At 42.6% G+C, this 15,890-nt stretch carries 12 protein-coding genes; 3 read left to right on the top strand and 9 right to left on the bottom strand.

Annotated elements, in window-relative coordinates; all coding sequences use genetic code 11:
* Positions 1 to 150 precede the first annotated feature (150 nt).
* The gene (locus ACFOEE_RS00435) at positions 151 to 3,078 is read right to left on the bottom strand and encodes a TonB-dependent receptor domain-containing protein (protein ID WP_377119797.1); all 2,928 of its coding nucleotides are present in this window, start codon (positions 3,076 to 3,078) and stop codon (positions 151 to 153) included.
* 509 nt (positions 3,079 to 3,587) lie between these two features.
* On the opposite strand from ACFOEE_RS00435, the gene ACFOEE_RS00430 reads away from it, so the two are divergent.
* On the top strand, positions 3,588 to 4,091 hold the full coding sequence (locus ACFOEE_RS00430; protein WP_377119794.1) for a hypothetical protein: 504 nt from the start codon (positions 3,588 to 3,590) through the stop codon (positions 4,089 to 4,091).
* A gap of 80 nt (positions 4,092 to 4,171) precedes the next feature.
* Here the strand turns inward: ACFOEE_RS00430 and ACFOEE_RS00425 are convergent, their stop codons facing one another.
* The 6 genes from ACFOEE_RS00425 to ACFOEE_RS00400 form a co-directional block, all read right to left on the bottom strand.
* Positions 4,172 to 4,510, bottom strand: coding sequence for a DMT family transporter (locus ACFOEE_RS00425; protein ID WP_377119791.1), 339 nt, complete (start codon positions 4,508 to 4,510; stop codon positions 4,172 to 4,174).
* A gap of 325 nt (positions 4,511 to 4,835) precedes the next feature.
* Positions 4,836 to 5,339, bottom strand: coding sequence for a hypothetical protein (locus tag ACFOEE_RS00420; RefSeq protein ID WP_377119789.1), 504 nt, complete (start codon positions 5,337 to 5,339; stop codon positions 4,836 to 4,838).
* Between the two features lie 166 nt (positions 5,340 to 5,505).
* Entirely contained in the window at positions 5,506 to 6,366 is an 861-nt protein-coding gene (locus ACFOEE_RS00415; RefSeq protein ID WP_377119786.1) for a hypothetical protein, read from the bottom strand.
* On the bottom strand, positions 6,356 to 8,707 hold the full coding sequence (locus ACFOEE_RS00410; protein ID WP_377119783.1) for a fimbria/pilus outer membrane usher protein: 2,352 nt from the start codon (positions 8,705 to 8,707) through the stop codon (positions 6,356 to 6,358). Before ACFOEE_RS00410 ends, ACFOEE_RS00415 begins: the two co-directional genes overlap by 11 nt.
* A gap of 110 nt (positions 8,708 to 8,817) precedes the next feature.
* Positions 8,818 to 9,513, bottom strand: a complete 696-nt coding sequence (locus tag ACFOEE_RS00405; protein ID WP_377119781.1) for a fimbrial biogenesis chaperone — start codon at positions 9,511 to 9,513, stop codon at positions 8,818 to 8,820.
* A gap of 205 nt (positions 9,514 to 9,718) precedes the next feature.
* Complete coding sequence (locus ACFOEE_RS00400; RefSeq protein ID WP_377119779.1) at positions 9,719 to 10,156, bottom strand: hypothetical protein; 438 nt, start codon at positions 10,154 to 10,156, stop codon at positions 9,719 to 9,721.
* Positions 10,157 to 10,709: 553 nt separating this feature from the next.
* Here ACFOEE_RS00400 and ACFOEE_RS00395 point away from each other — a divergent pair.
* Positions 10,710 to 11,993 (top strand): hypothetical protein, encoded by a 1,284-nt coding sequence (locus tag ACFOEE_RS00395; protein WP_377119776.1) that lies wholly within the window; start codon positions 10,710 to 10,712, stop codon positions 11,991 to 11,993.
* Positions 11,994 to 12,059: 66 nt separating this feature from the next.
* Here ACFOEE_RS00395 and ACFOEE_RS00390 read toward each other — a convergent pair whose 3' ends face one another.
* Positions 12,060 to 13,373 (bottom strand): hypothetical protein, encoded by a 1,314-nt coding sequence (locus ACFOEE_RS00390; RefSeq protein ID WP_377119773.1) that lies wholly within the window; start codon positions 13,371 to 13,373, stop codon positions 12,060 to 12,062.
* Between the two features lie 334 nt (positions 13,374 to 13,707).
* Between ACFOEE_RS00390 and ACFOEE_RS00385 the strand changes: the two genes are divergently transcribed.
* Positions 13,708 to 14,415 (top strand): hypothetical protein, encoded by a 708-nt coding sequence (locus ACFOEE_RS00385; protein ID WP_377119771.1) that lies wholly within the window; start codon positions 13,708 to 13,710, stop codon positions 14,413 to 14,415.
* Positions 14,416 to 14,473: 58 nt separating this feature from the next.
* Here the strand turns inward: ACFOEE_RS00385 and ACFOEE_RS00380 are convergent, their stop codons facing one another.
* On the bottom strand, positions 14,474 to 15,856 hold the full coding sequence (locus ACFOEE_RS00380) for a hypothetical protein (protein ID WP_377119768.1): 1,383 nt from the start codon (positions 15,854 to 15,856) through the stop codon (positions 14,474 to 14,476).
* Positions 15,857 to 15,890 lie beyond the last annotated feature (34 nt).

Here is a 15,890-nt window from a genome sequence, read left to right as displayed (position 1 = left end):
TTAAAGCATCATTTTTTAGGTTTTGTCACGGTTATAAAGTGTACCTATGTCAATGATGAAGATGTTGAGATTGGAAAAGTTTATTGTTTGGTTTGATTTGAAAAGGGCAAGTTGTTTAAACAACTTGCCCTTGGGTTAATCGAATTATGATTAGAAGCGATAAGTCAAGTTAGCAAATGCACGACGTCCCCAAGGATCATACAATGCTGAATCTTCACCTCGGCCAGTCACAAAATCTGGTAATTGCTTATCAAAAATGTTTCTAAAACCGATTTCTAAAGTTGCCTTGTCGAAATAGTATTTAGCCGACAAATCGTGCGTAACAAAACTGCCGATATAAGGGAATTCACGGTCTTCTTCAATATCACCGCGTTTTACGCCATCTGCAGTATATGTGTCCTCTAAGTCAATCATCGCAGAACGGTCAATGAAACGGGTACCCCAAGAGACCGCAATATCATCTAAACGATAAGTTACATTGAAGTTTGCTTGTAATTCTGGGTCACCAAGCTCGCCATGTTCACGCGTAACTACTTCAGGGCGATTTTGGAATTCATATTTGTTCAACTCAATAGTATGGCTGACAAAAAGACCAAAACGAGCAAGGCCAGGTAGGTCAAAATTAGCAAGGTCAAGCGTATACTTCATGTCGAAGTCGATACCTTTAAGCTCTAATTTCGCAGTATTTAACTCACCAGATTCAACCGTGGTTATGGCTAAAGTTGACGGATCGCGTGTTACTTGTCCACAGAATACTGGGTCAAGAACTGGTCCATCGACGCAGTTATTCGCCACAGTTTGCGCTGTTAAACTTTTGATTGCATCAACAATTTCAATATCATAGTAATCAATGCTGAAGGTTAAGTTTTCAATTGGCGTCATAACTAAGCCAAGTGTCAATGATTCAGACGACTCAACAGATAGATTTGGGTTACCGCCACTAATTACACGTTTTGAAGCTGCATCGTCCGGTTTAAAGTTAGCAGGAATGCCTAACGCCGCACAGTTTGCCGCACGAGTTGGTTCATCGTTTACTCTGTCTACACTACATGGATCGTCCACACGACCAAAGCCTGGAGAGCGCGGATCGAATGCTTCTGCAATATTGGGTGCACGTACGGCTTCGCCATAAGTACCACGTAGGCTATAACCTTCAACTGGCGTCCACATAAAACCAACTTTCCAAGAGTCCACTTCGCCAGCATGCGAGTAATCTGCTTTACGATATGCCGCATCTAGATTTAGTTCATGTGCCAAGAAAGTATCAGCAAGTAGTGGGAGGCTAGTTTCTACGAAAAATTCAGAAACGTCGTATTCACCATAAGTATTTGGCGTTGCGGCGTTTGCCATAGCGCCAGAACGAGTTAGCTCGTCCGTAATAGTTTCTGACGATTCCCAACGTTTCTCGTAACCAAAAGCGAATCCAACCGCGCCACCAGGTAATTCGAAGAATTCACCTGAGTCAAGCGATAGTGAACCACCGATGTAACGTTGCTTAATAGTATCGTCACGTTGCACATCTGCGGTTACCCAATCCATTGCTTCTTGCGATGCAAGCCCGTAACCAAATGGGTTGTAAGGTACGCAAGACTCGCGGTCTACTGTGGCCGGATTTTTGTATCCTTCAGGTTGTGCTGACGGCACATTCGCTCTACAGGCTGCTTTACCTGTAGCTGGGTCTACCACTGCATCAAGCGCTGCAGCATAGTTGCCAACGATAAGGTCATTTAGCGTTAGACGGCTATTTTCGGTTCTGCCATTTGAGTAATAAACATCGTAATCAATAGCTGTTTGGCTTAATTCAAAAGTACCTTTAGCACCAGCAACGATTCTAAACGTCTCACGTTTGTTGTCAGCGCTACGATTACCGATTTCATCAAAGAATTTGTTGACGAATGCACTCTCAATTCCTTTGTCGGCAAAGAATTCTTTTGTTGCTTGCGGTATAAATGGGTTGTCAGCGATGACTACCCGGTTCTCATTAAATCTGAAGCTTGGTTGAAATTGTTGCATAATATCTGAACGTACATACTTCACATCACCGTAAAGATTAACTTCGTCAGAGATTTCATAGTTAAAAGTACTCGCAACGGTTACTTTTTCACGTTGTGGTAAATAGTTTTCATAATCGTCAGGGTTAAAGCAGTATTTACAACCATCTGGGAATGAGCCAAATGCAAAGCCTTGTGTCAGATCACGGTTTGGCATCAATTCGCCAACACCATTATTGCTGAATGTGTAGTTGTAAGGTCCAGCTAATAATACACTGTTTGGACTAATGCGTTCAGAAGTAACATTTTTTACCCAGATACGGTCGACAATACCGTCATTTTCGCCAGTGTTTGCTGGATTAGGTACTAAGCCATCTGTGTTAAAATTCGGCATGTCGCGAGCCATCACTTCATCAATCGTATCTTGTGATACGAATAAAGTGACGTTTCCTTTTCCATCTGAAGTTGATGCGCCGGTAAGTAAACTAAACGTTTTGTTTGAATTACCAACACCTTCTGTGGAATTTGAATAACTTGCTTTAAATTCAAGACCTTCAAAGTCTTTTTTCAGGATAACGTTTACAACGCCTGATACTGCATCAGAACCATAAATAGCAGATGCGCCACCTGTAATAACGTCTACTCGTTCAATTAATGCACTAGGAATAGTTGATAAGTCTACAGATGAACTGCCTGCAGAGCCTGCTACATGACGTTTGCCATTAACAAGAACCAGTGTTCTTGCTTCGCCAAGGCGGCGTAAGTCGACGTTACTAACACCTGCAGCGCCGTTATCGTTTGAATTCGCACGAATAGTTGCAGTTGCACCAATGGCTGGTAGCTCAGCAAGAACAGAAGCTAAGTCAGGAATACCTGCTTGTTCGATTTGTTCGCCTGTTAATGTCAGGATTGGCGCTGGTTGCGCAAATTCATGGCGAGCAATACGTGAACCAGTGACTTCAACTCGCTCAAACTTTGCCTCATCCTTCTGTGATTGATCTTGTGCATGTGCAACGAAGCTAACGGATGCTACAGTCGTGATTGACACCGCTAGGTGCACGGCTCTTGCAATCTTAGATTGGATCATGATTATTCCCTAAATAGTTATTTTTGATTTTGCCCTTATGGCCGGCCAGTAGGTTACGCAAATTGTACCCAAAATAAATAGGTGAGAACATAAAAGTTGAATCATTATTTTTCATAAAATTGCAATGGTTGCAATCAAAGGGATTAACATTAGTTTTTTTATATCAGCATGTTATGCTTTTCATGTGTGTTTTGTTTACAGTATAGATACATGCGGTGTAAATATTTTTATACATGAGCTGGCTTAATGTTATGGGATTAGTTTCTTCTGCTGGTTTTGTGTACTTAGGTGTAAAAAAAAGGTTTTTTGTTTTGCTGGATTTTAAAAGGTGCTCTTTCAGGTTTTGATATTATTTACATTGTTGCAAATTTTTTACGGTTTATTCGTGTATGTTGCGTCCTTTACACTCAACGTTTGGGCCATTGTAGTTGGCTACTATATGATGTTTGTCTCATCGAAGTTGCAAACTACGGATTACCTGCTGTACTTTTAGTGAGGGAGGGGACGCTATGCACTCAATACTTAAATCACTACTGCTTGTTGCTGTTGTCACTGCAATGCCTGTTGTGTCGAATGTGACGGATGCAACAACGGCGCAAGCCAAGTTTTCATTTGAAGGCGCGGTTGAGCCTGCGTGTAAAACCAGTAGTGGTATTAATAGTATTGCAGGGCTTACGCTCGACACTTCACAGCAAGCGCAAGAAATCGGTACGTTAGAGGTGTGGTGTAACACAGGTGAAAATGCTACAACCGAATACAGCTCACTCAATGGTGGTTTTTTAGTCGCTAACAATGCCCAAGGTAGCAAGATGGCTTATACCTTGGACATCGGTGATACCACAGGAGTAGACTTGCAAAATGGCATTTATAAACATTTGCAGGCAACTGTGGCTGGTACCGGCAATACCGGCGATACCAAAGCCACTTCGCTAAAAATAACGCCATTGGCCAATGGCCTTAATGCAGCCGGTACGTATTCCGATACCATCACAGTAACCGTAAGCGCAAACTGATTTAGCGGCATTACGTTGTTATTCTAAATCGCTAGGTTCAAAGTAAAACGGATCATGGCACTTTGTTTAATGCCTAAGTATTAACCTGCGTCGACAGTGCTTGACTGACAGAGTTGCAATCCTGCAATACCAATCGTGATAAGCAGTAAGCAAACCCAACTTAATGGTTTTAAAGGCTGGTTTTGGAAAAAATGTTGTACCAGCGCAGTGCCTAAGATCCCCAACCCAACCCACATAGCATAGGCGAACGCAACGCTCAGTGTGCGAGTTGCTTGTGCTAAGCACACAAGGCTCATAGCCATACAAATCAGTGCTGTAAGAGCGGGGTAAAGACGTGAAAACCCAGCGGATTTGCCAAGAAACAGCACCCAAAGTACTTCAAAAATTGATGCAGAAATAAGATAGATATAACTAGACATGTCGGCCTCCAAAATTAAAACTTGGTTGGGGCCGTCCCCTGTGAGGTTGAGCGGTAAGGTCGTCCTTACTTCGCGCTAGACAATAGCAAAAGCAATTTGCGATCTCAATGTGAATTTGATAATTCGCTTAGACTATTACAATCACGGACAAGTGAAGCTTGCATGGGCGTGGATCGCATTTAAAAAATTTGCCGCAATGATGGGTTAAATAGAGTAGTCAAAATCGGTAGAAAGCAATAACGCTAACCATTTCGAGTGATTAGCGTTTGCTGGGGGTTAAAACGGCAATGAGGTTAAGCCATAAACTGCATTGCCTAAAAAACAATTAGTTAGGGCTAACAGTCACAGTGATAGTGTCTGAGTATGTACCTGCATCGTCTAAACCATTTGAAAGTGGCTTAATTTTTAATGCTGTTGCTGATGTCTCACCTGAGTTGCCAGTACCCGCAGCTGTTGCAGTGTGGGTGTAAGAACCTGTTTGTAGGTTGATACCTGAAGTGTCGCCAATGTTTAGGGTGTAAGCAATTTTGCTGTTGGTCGCATTGTCAGCAACCAAGTAACCGCCGTTTAACGAGGTGTATTCGGTAATCGCGTTTTCACCTGTGTTACACCATACATCCAACGTACCAATATCTTGAACTTGTTGAGACGCATCCAGTATAAGGCCAGTCACGCTGTTTGAAGTGCCACTGCTGGTTTTACACATTGGGTCAATAGTGCCTTCGAATGAGAATTTAGCTTCTGTACCAGAGCTAGTAGAAACGTTAGCAGCCGCAGTTAATGAAGTGAATGCAGTAGCAACAAATAGAGTTTTTAGTAATGTGTTCATGGCTTTCCCCTGAATAAAGTACAGCTTGGTATTTATTTGTTTTATAAGTTAGGTATGATTACCTGTACCAAGAACAAAGCAAAGGGTGTGCCAAAGTTCTAATTCTCTCCGTGGTTTTTATCTGGTATTTTTTATTTATTAGTTATTCTTTATTTTTATCATAAGGTTACCTTGGGTATACGGTGAGTGATAAATTATCCTGATAGTTGCCAGCGGGCATTAATTCGGTATTACCAAGGATAAATTCAAAGCCATACCACTTACTTCTGACACCTGGGTTGAAGTTATAGCTGCGCATAAGTCGGTCCGACGACGAAATTTTGGCGTTGTCAAAACCTATGGTGTAGTCAAGTAAGGTTTTTGTGTCAATTTCGTGGCGTAAGCCATTATATTCTGAGTCTAAGACGATATCGTATGAGCTATTGCTGAGAATATTGATGCCCCAATAGAAACGCATGTTGCTTTTCAGCTCACCTAAATCAATGTGATATAGGCCATTACTGCCAGAAACACGGCTTTGACTAGAATTATCTAATGAAATCGCGATTTGTGGTTCTGAGTAGTAGGTTAAATCTAAATACTGCTCTTCAATGATTTTCTTTTTCCGGATCACCGACACTTTGAGGCTACCAGTATAGTTGCCGGTTGGGAAAAGGCTGTAATGTCTTAACCTGACCCATAACTGGGTGGTGCGATTTTGTATTGGCATGCTAAAAATGCCGTTCTGAGCTGATAAAGTATTGAACTGTGCGTCGAGCAACTTAGCGTATTTGTCTTCAGTGGGGCCAAAAAAGACTAGCGAGTAATAGTTTACGTCTTCCACCCAGACCTCATCGGCGCAATCAACCAAATTATCCGGTAGTTGTATTTTTAATGGTAGGTAGACGGAGACTCGGTTGCTATTTTCGACCTTAATTTCCGAAGGGTTTGACGTGACCAATAAATTACCAGAGCATGGTTTGGCCAGCACATTAGATGCAAAAATAACACAGCTGCATAAGATAAGCAGATAGAGGTTATTGGTCATGTGCTTGAGCCCTTGAGTGCGTTACTGGCGCAAGTGTCACAGTGCCTATTTTCACAAATCTTTCCTCGCTGTCTTGAACGCTAAACGTACCTCTATAATCATCTAATTCAATCCTATAGTCACCCGCACTGATCCCTTCCAGCACAAAGCGCCCCGTGCGGTTGGTGAAAAATGGCCAACTTAGCGCTTTGGCGTCGCTGCCTGTCAATTTAATAACTCTTCCACGTTTCATTGCAAATGGTATGCCTTTGTCGTCGACAACAGCGCCGATTAAGGTAAATGATAAATCAGAGCCGATTTGTATATGATGGCCGGTAGTTGCGCCGCCTGCCAGCAAATAAGTGCCAGGACCCCAATCGTAGCCAAGCGGGGCATCGGGTACATCGACATTAAATTGCGTATAGGTGTAACCTGAGCCTAAGTTAGTGAGTGCGCCAATCCGTTCACTTGGCATAGTTTGCGCTCTACCAAAACGGTCTACATTCACGAGCACCTTGTTGTGCTTTAGGGTTTTATGTTTAGTGATCACGGCAAAGGGGGTAGTGGTATTTGCACCCATACCAACATAACCGTCAGCGATGCCAATACTGGTAGATAAGTTAATGCTTGCACTGCTTTGCGCACTTTGTTGGTGATGCGAGTAATTATTGGCATTGAAGTCAGTTCTAAAAAACGCGCCAGTGTAACTGGCCTTCAATTGCTCTTGGCGATAGTCACTGCCTTTTTCCGCACGTAGTTCGTAACCATAATCATCAACAAAGTTGTTATTGGTTTTTTCAAAACTGGCGCTCGCTACTTTGCTGCGGTTGTCATACTCGCTTCTGGTGCGGGTGTTGGTCTTGCGGTTAAATCCATTCCAAGAGAAATTAAGAATAAATTGGTGGTCTGATATTAGCCGCAAGTCGTCACTCTCACTGTGGTTATAGCCAAACCGCAGGCGGATACCTTGGTAACGAAAGTTAAACTCCGCCGCCAGATTTTTGGTGACGCTGTGTTCGTTATTGATAAGGCGCGACGCGTTGAGGTTAAAATCAAAATGAGAATTAATGATATAGCTATAATCCATGTAAGCACGTTGGTTATTACTCAGTGCAATTAACGGTTGCCAAGGGGTATTGGTGAAATCTATTTTTCGCTCATAGCCAAAGCGTAAGTTGGGTGAGCCAAAGTTACCATTGCCAAAAACACTGTGCTCGGTTTCGATAGCGTACGCCGAACCTGTAGTTTCGGCGATTTTACTTTGTGAATAACGTAGTGAGACGTTGCCGATTGGGCTATTCATTGTAGTAATGGCACCAACCACATGGCCAAAGGGATGTGCTGCTCCATTTATACCTATGGTGAGTGAGTCGGTGAGGCCGTATTCGTAACTACCCGACACTAATAGCTCATCGTCATAATGATAATTGCCGTTATCAAGTGATGATACATAACCAATTGCCAAGGCGTAGTCACTCAGACCTTGTGCCAGCAAACGCGAATTGTAATGGCTAGTAAAATGGAATTCTTGCGTTTCGCCATTAGCATATGTCGCGACAATATGGATATTGTTGACGCCAGAGGTGAGGGGCAAGTCGTTTAAATCATAGCGGCCAGCTTGTAGGCGAATTCTCGACAGTAAAAAATCGTTAATAAAAATCTCTAACGTTGCGGGGCGAGGCAACACAAATTGTTGGCTATTGCTTGGCGACACGCGGCGCTGTGGTTGTAGTCGCGCGTATGCTTTCTCAATGGCAAAGCCACCCAGCTGCACACCGGACAAGTGCCCAGTACTATTTAACTGTGTATCGCCAAACGAGAATCGCAATGGCTGCTCTGGTCGGTCGTAAAACAAGGTAACATCGCCACGATAAAAATGGTTGTCTTGCTCTGAGCCGTTTTCCCAGAATAGTGCACTTTGCATGTTGAGTCCGTCGCCACCGCCCATGTTGGCATTGATCAACCATTCAAACTGGGAATAGTGCTGGGTATTGTTGGCGCTACGCTCATGGTTAAGATTGAAGTTATTAAGCAGTGCCCAACTCGCTTCACCTGTGGGGAGTTCAAAGTCTTTTGTTCTACCATAGGACAAGCGGTCGGTTGCCATTGCCGCTTCGCTTAATGACATTTCAATGGTTAAATCTTGTGCCTGCATCACTAAATTTATGCCATGCGCGGCAAATTCAATTGGTGTAATAGCACGCTCCCCTTGGTTAGTTAACCAAGTAAGCACCTCATCACTGAGTACAGACTGTAAATTGTGTTTAAATTCGTCAGCGGCAATAGAATGCAGTTCAAATCCTTCCACGGCTGCAGCAACTTGCCCTACCTCGGCAACATTTATCCGCACCGGAAAGTCCATATAATAAATTGCAGCCTGTGCCGGTATGGCCTTGACAACGAGCAATGTAATAAATACTGGTCGCCAGGCCGAACGCAGACACGCAAAGTCCATTTTGAACATGGGTGGTATTACTGTTTTGCTTGCAGATTAATTAATACCGCGCTGGTGGTGGGCTTGTCGACTAATAACGATTTTAAATCAATCGTCATATGGTGTCCTGGCATAATAAAGCGGCCAGCAGTAACAGATTGAAACTGTGTCCAATTGATAACTGTGGCACCTTCATGAAGGTGATATTCAAACTGGGCGAGGTCAAGTACACGGTTGCCTTCATTACGGATAGTTAATTTACAGTCGTCGAGTTTTTCACACTGTAAGGCATTTTTTTGCTGAGCTTGAATTCCATCGGGACTGACAAAAACCAAAGTAGCGAAATTAAACACCATTTTTACGCCTGATTGCTCTTCTTGATTGGGGAGCGGTAACTGTTTAAAAACGATGCGATAGGATTCGGTTTGCTTAAGTTCTGGAGAGCCCAAGTATTTGGCGCGAAATACTTGATAGCCGTTAGCGGGAACTTCGATTTGCGGTGGCAAGACCATAAAATCATCTTCGGCGCGTACCAGCAGTTCTTTTTGATTTTCGTCGAAAGTGCGTTTAAACACTTCTACTTCAATTGGGAGCGTACTATCACTGGGATTTTGCAAGCGGTAAGTTACTAGCGACTTTTTACCTTGCGCTGCAAGGTCGACAATCATAGGTTGAACTTGATAGCCCATCACAGAGCTTGATAAACAAAATAAGACTAACAGCAGTGTACGCATCCGAAATCCGACTTCTAACCGAGCAAAGAAAATAAAAATTGGCTATACGATACCTGTACTATTGGTTAATACAAGCGTGAATTATGCAGAAATTGGAAAAAATGGGAACTGAACCACTCTAAATGTCGGATTATCATCACACTCTAGACAACTGACAAGCAAACCCACGCTCATTTTAACTTTATGGTGTCGAACTAAGTTAACGCTAGGGCTTTTGCGCTATGCCATCAGTTAATTGGGGTGGGGTGATTTTTGATTTAAGAGCATTGATCTGCATTTTTTCCTGTTCAGTGAGTGCTTGATAAAAGCGTGGGTAAGACCAACCATAACCCCAGCGAAATGAAGTTGGAAAATAAGGGCTACCACCCACGCGCACGCCCGCTAGCATTAAGTTTGCAATTTCAGGTTGGCCCACTTTGGCGACACAGGCTTGTAAATCTTCATCGGCCTTGAGTCTTTCGTCATAGGTACCACCTTGCCAATAAGCGTAATCATGGGCAGTACAGCAGCTAAGCCATAGCTCTTTATGTTGCAATGTACCATCGGGAAATACACTGCAGCCATCAGAGGTAAAGGGTTTAATGGTTTCCGCATTGGCGTGACTGGAAAGAAGTATAAACAATAAGCAATGGCAGGCGCGCATAAGGTTAGCTTTGAGCTGTAAGTGGTGATATTAAAGCTAAGTTTGCCTACTGATTCAAGGCTTGTTTTGGGGGGATTCAATAGTCAAAACAAGCCGTTGAATTGCCCATAGGAGCAAGGTGTGGTGATGTTTAAGCAAATCTTGATGCCGCAACCTAAGTTACAACGCTAACAGCTTTTCGCGGATCTTATTCGTCGCCAACAGCTAACAAGGGTCGAAAATTAAGGTAATGGGTGTCGCAATCTGCTTCTGTTGTGTGTGCGCTAAAGTTTTTTACCAAGAATGCGTATCGGAATTTCGTGTTACTAGTAGAGTTATAGGTAAAAAATAGTCTTTGTTTAGACATTAATGAGCTTATTGGGAAAGTATCTAAAATGATGGTGTGATGTCCCCATTTCAACCAACTAATCGCACTAGAGCAAAAGCATCAAGGCGCTACTGAGAATGTGAGCAGAGGGTGGCTTTGTTACAGTTCAGGTGTAATGGCGTGTAATGTGTAAAAAATTAACCTTGTGTAAATATTATTTTGCAATATTAACATTAAGGAAATAAAATGAAAGCACCTATTGCAGCCCTGAACCACCCTCAAGACAATCGTCTGGGGAGTCCAATTAAATCCAAAAAAATTTTTGCCTCTACCATGGTTTTGCTCGCGTCTATGTCTCAGTTTGCTGTTGCTGCAAGCTATCAGCTGACTACGCAAGCCGATGATGATGGTCAAGGCAATACACTATTTCTCGACCGGCATCATGTTGATTGTGGTAATGATGCGTTAAATGCGCTGCATTTATATCGACCTACCTCGACACAAATAGCCTATCAGTATGGCTGTACGCAAATGCCGAATACAGTTAGTAGTGATGTGTATACACCGGACAATGATGACGGCGGCGGTAATGTGATTTATCTTGACCGCCATACCGTCAATTGTGAGGGGAAGGCGTTGCAATATCTGCACTTAGAGCGTCCGAGCAGCACCACTATGCGCTACCATTACCAATGTGGTGATAAGCAACTTGTTAATATTAAAGACTATTTTACGCCTGCAGATGAAGATGGTGGCGGTAATGCGGTGTATCTTGATAGACAAAATGTGAGTTGTCCAAGTAATGCAGTATTGAGCTATGCGCGACTTGAAAGGCCAACCAGCAACACCATACGTTATCACTATAAATGCGGAACTTATAACGCCGATGCGGTGTTTGGTTTTACTGGTGCATTTGCCCCAGCTAATTGGAGTATATCCGGCGTTGCTGCGACCAATATGGACAATGCAAGTTTGTTGGCATCGGTTAATTACGGTGGCGGCGGGGTCACTGCGGCTATTACCGTCGCGCAAAAAGGCGTAATTAATTTTAATTGGAATATGGTGGTAAATTCAGCTGGCCAATATGGTGATGTGATCCGTTATGTGATCAACGGCGTGAATTATGATCTTTCTACAGCGGGCAGTGCTTCTGGCGTCGCACAAGGGATCAACGTCAATGCTGGGGATGTGTTCCAGTTTGTTATTTGGGGTACGACACAATCCTCAAACTACTATGCTAGCTTTAGTAACTTTAGCTTTGTACCAGATCCAAAAATGACCCCGCAATGTGCTTTCTATGGTGACAATCAAGGTCGTAATGATGCTGGATTCTCTGGTCAAACCTTTGTTTACCATAACACTAGCTATGGTACGGACAGATTTATGTGGAATGGTGAGAATAAAGGTGAAGTGCCAATTGGGACAGGTTCAGTCACTGATACTCAGGGGAATGTGTTTACTTTCGGAGCTCAAGTTTCACACCCCTATGCTGATTTGTGGTACTACGAAATTTGCGTTAATACACCATAAGTCGGGTAGTTAAGGTAAGAAATAAAATCAGCAAAAGCACCACAGCGCTTTTGCTGTTTTTAGTGGTTAGTCAACGGTTGCAGTAATAGATGTATAGACATACTTAGCGTATTCAGGGTGTTTAAGGAACTTATCAGAATGTCTTTTGTTTAAAAATGCTCTATAAGCGTTAAAATCCCTTGGTGCACCTTCGTAACCGGATAGATTTAATGCCAATCGACGTAATTCGATGTCATCAGAAGGTTCTGGAAATACGCTACCAAATGACAAATCTGGAACGCTCGCCTTAATCCCGCCAAAAATAGACCAGCTGAATTCCGCTTGTCCATTGCGAGTGAAATCAAAATTCATTCTAACTTCAGAATAGCGATTATCTACTAAGCTGAAGTCGTAATTACTGTTTATATTTTGTGAAAAATCTAATAATTCACGACCCAATTGCGTATTAGATTGTGGTAATGCAGTAAGCTCGTAGTCACCATTAGCGTTAATACGACTGCGTGCTGAATGTGTTACATAAATAGAGATGTTGTCGAAATGGCTTTCAGCGTAAGCTCTTTGGTATTGGAAATTGTATTCTGTCAAACTTGGGAAGATATAAAATGGGGTTTGCGAGGTAACATTTTTAACCTGCGTAGGCAGCTGTTTTGTTGATGTACCATCTTTAAAGCCAAGCAACATAAGCTTGTCTGCAGTTGGACTGTATTGATCTTCAATGGCAATGCCGGGATGTTTGAAGTCTTCATTAGTCAAAGAGAGAAACTGAGTATTGTCTGCAATAGTCAGTTCGGCAGCTTTCACTTCGCTTTTATCAGGGGAGGTAACGGAAAAATAGAGGGTATTAGCGGATGTACAGATCCGAGCAAGCGATGAACTATTAGGAATTACTCTACTGTTCTCAAAGTTCAAGACATAGCCTTCATTAAGATAGGTAAGCTCAGAGACATTCAGCTGAAGCTCTTGACATGAGCATGAGCTAGTCGTTGGACGTGCGAAATAATATCTACCTAATTCACCACCTTGTTCGATATTTAGCTCAGTAGAAATTTTCCGCATTGGCGTATCAATCTCATTTTCTTGTGCAACTCCAAGAATGGAAAGATGTTTTGCGTCTTTCGGAATAACAGAGCTAAAAGTACCATCGGTATTGGTTTTGGTTATTTTAATTGGTTTACCAGCACCGTCATGAAATACAATATCTGCTTGATAAGGTTGTTCATCACATAGTGTGTGAGTATAAGTTGTCAGAGAAATTGACTTTTCTTCGATAGTTTCAGGTTGAGTAATGTCTGGTGTCGTGCTGTTCGATGAACCGCCTCCACAAGCTGCGAGGGTAAGGGTAAAAGCCGCAATCGTTGGCAAATAGCTGAGTTGTTTCATATCAGGTCCATTGTGTATAAATCCTATTAATATTATCAAGTTACTTATAATCTATACATCTATTTGTTCCTTTTTTGTGATTTAATGTAAATGTAGTGTGGTGTGAGTTATCGTCAATATGATATAGAAGGTCAGTGAGGGCTGTACCAGAGTAAACAAAAACAGGTTGGTGCTAAAAAGAACTAGGGAAATAGTGCTAAAATTAAATTGACGTAAAAAATGTAAAACTTATGGCTGTTTGGTCGATAAGTTTACAGGCACGTTCCGCAGGTCCCATTGTCAGTCGGAAAAGGTGTGTGCCTAACGTTGGTGACATAAATCAATTAAGGAAAGTATGATGAAAGTGAATCCTCAAGTTGCGGCTGTGCCACAGACCAGTAGCAGAGCTGCAAACTCAGTAAACGTTGCTGCTCAAAAGGAGCAAGTTGAATTAACTCAGACGAGTTTGGCAAGTGACGTTTACCACCCGACAGCCAATTTGGCACAAGACTCAGTGTACAACCGACCTGTTGTGCTTGGCACAATTCAAAAGAACGAAACCTTTCAAGAAATGTCCGATAGAACAGCTAAAGCAACGGGTCTATTACAAGCTGTAGTGTTGCCTAGAACAGCTGAAAAAATGTTCAGTGCGTATGAACAAGTGGAAAAAGAAATTACTCAGATATCACCTGAATTGGCAGATAAGGCTTGGGGGTTTTCAGTTGCTGAGGACGGCCGCTTAACCGTACGTGGCGATTTAACCGATGAGCAAAAACAATTGCTTGAAACCAAGCTTAACGAAAATGAAGAGTTAGTGAGTTTAGCGCAAAGTTTTAAAGACACTTATCTGCAAGGGACCAGCTTGTTACGAGACGCCAACGGTAATAGCCAAGGTTGGGGAAAATATGATGTTAACCAACAAAATTTTGCAGAGATAATTGATTTTAAAGCTTTGTTTGACGCCAGCAAGCATGAGAATGGCGTTCCAGCAGTCGGTGGTGGAAAATTAAATCAATTCACCTTGTCTGACACTATTTATCAGCAAATTAAACGGGGTGCCTGATAGGAATGTGGTGGATGGAAGAGGGGCGATTATGGCCCCTCTAAACGTGCCAGACGAATTATTGCTTTGTGCTTGAAACTAAGTCCTGATCGCAAATATGTCCCAAATATACAAATGGAACAGAATCACCACCAATGCCTAGTTCTTGACCCGGATAAGTATCTAACTCCAAACGCCAAGCACCAACGCGAAAGTCAGAGCGCCAAACATTTCTGTAGCCGAGACTGTAAGAAGTATGCTCAACGGTAAGATCAGAAAAACATGAACCAAGGTCGATAGTGCCAGAGGCAACACCGATATTATTTGAGAGTACATCAAAGTCTTCATATGGATGCTGCATGTCAGCAATGTTTTCAAAATCACGAATTAAACGAAACTTCGCTTTGGCTCCAGCAACCGGTTGGCCTGTAGAATCCTGTAATGTGACCCGCCACGTCAGCTTTTTGTATGCTTGAGTCGTTAGATACGGGTTACTAAAGGCTGAGTAAGGGATACGCTCAACGCCAGATTCACCTGAGACTAAATTAGCAGAAAACGACGCTACGATAGAGCCGAAGGTTAAACCGTAATAATTGGCAGGGTTGGCCGCCAAATTTGGGTTGCCACTAACACGTACTAAGACATTTTGATTTGGTTGTAACTGTTTAATAGGTTGCCTGCTATTGGCTGGAATAGTTATCCAACTGCCACCGTTGTAAACTTCCAAGACAAATTCATCGCTATTATTTTTATCTTGTAACTCAAGCAGTAAATCCTGTCCTCGAACCGATTGAAAAACGTAATAATCGAAGTCGAAGATATTATCTATATTCGCGGAAATGGTGTTTTGCTTATCTGGCAAAATAGTTACGTGGGCTACATCGTCATTAAATTCATAAGCGTCGAGTTGAGTTGAAACAATGGCACCAAAACTGAAGTCTGCTGCGTCAGAACTAATGACTTCCATATACCAGTAATAATCACCTGGTTCGGTGAGTGCAACCGCCAATTCATCTTGATTAGCGCCATTTGCAGAAGCAGCTAAAGCAGTGAAGGTGTCGTCTGGATTATGGCGGATAATCGTTAAATTCACGTTGGTCGCAGCCGATTGGCCAACCAAAAATGCAGACGTTTTACTATTTTGAGTAACAGCAAAATGGTAGCACAAGACGTCACCCGTTTGGCTGCCACCCAGAGGATAAACAGTGTTAACGGCAAGTGTTGGACAAACAGGGGTAATTGCGCTGGTGGTCACAGGCGTTCCATGACTACTTTTGTTCAGCATCTTGTCAGCCCGTACTGATTGTTGAATTGACACCGGTGTAGTATTTAAGATCTTTTGGAATAATGCAGGTTGCGCAGCTTGCTCTAAATAGCTTAGAGGGTCGATCGCTTGTTTGGCAAAAACTAGGGGTGAAGTAATGCAGAGGGAAAGTGCTAGTGTCGAAAAGTTCTTTTTCATAAATATCCTTATAGATTACATTTTTTATGAGTGG

The organism is Pseudoalteromonas fenneropenaei (assembly GCF_042643375.1).
Classification (GTDB): Bacteria; Pseudomonadota; Gammaproteobacteria; order Enterobacterales; family Alteromonadaceae; genus Pseudoalteromonas; species Pseudoalteromonas fenneropenaei.
This window is presented reverse-complemented; position numbering and strand designations above follow the sequence as displayed.

Coding starts and splice junctions, on each gene's coding strand:
- ACFOEE_RS00430 (WP_377119794.1), top strand. CDS start 3,588: ATGCACTCAATACTTAAATCACTACTGCTTGTTGCTGTTGTCACTGCA.
- ACFOEE_RS00405 (WP_377119781.1), bottom strand. CDS start 9,513: ATGCGTACACTGCTGTTAGTCTTATTTTGTTTATCAAGCTCTGTGATG.
- ACFOEE_RS00425 (WP_377119791.1), bottom strand. CDS start 4,510: ATGTCTAGTTATATCTATCTTATTTCTGCATCAATTTTTGAAGTACTT.
- ACFOEE_RS00420 (WP_377119789.1), bottom strand. CDS start 5,339: ATGAACACATTACTAAAAACTCTATTTGTTGCTACTGCATTCACTTCA.
- ACFOEE_RS00435 (WP_377119797.1), bottom strand. CDS start 3,078: ATGATCCAATCTAAGATTGCAAGAGCCGTGCACCTAGCGGTGTCAATC.
- ACFOEE_RS00380 (WP_377119768.1), bottom strand. CDS start 15,856: ATGAAAAAGAACTTTTCGACACTAGCACTTTCCCTCTGCATTACTTCA.
- ACFOEE_RS00395 (WP_377119776.1), top strand. CDS start 10,710: ATGAAAGCACCTATTGCAGCCCTGAACCACCCTCAAGACAATCGTCTG.
- ACFOEE_RS00385 (WP_377119771.1), top strand. CDS start 13,708: ATGATGAAAGTGAATCCTCAAGTTGCGGCTGTGCCACAGACCAGTAGC.
- ACFOEE_RS00400 (WP_377119779.1), bottom strand. CDS start 10,156: ATGCGCGCCTGCCATTGCTTATTGTTTATACTTCTTTCCAGTCACGCC.
- ACFOEE_RS00390 (WP_377119773.1), bottom strand. CDS start 13,373: ATGAAACAACTCAGCTATTTGCCAACGATTGCGGCTTTTACCCTTACC.
- ACFOEE_RS00415 (WP_377119786.1), bottom strand. CDS start 6,366: ATGACCAATAACCTCTATCTGCTTATCTTATGCAGCTGTGTTATTTTT.
- ACFOEE_RS00410 (WP_377119783.1), bottom strand. CDS start 8,707: ATGGACTTTCCGGTGCGGATAAATGTTGCCGAGGTAGGGCAAGTTGCT.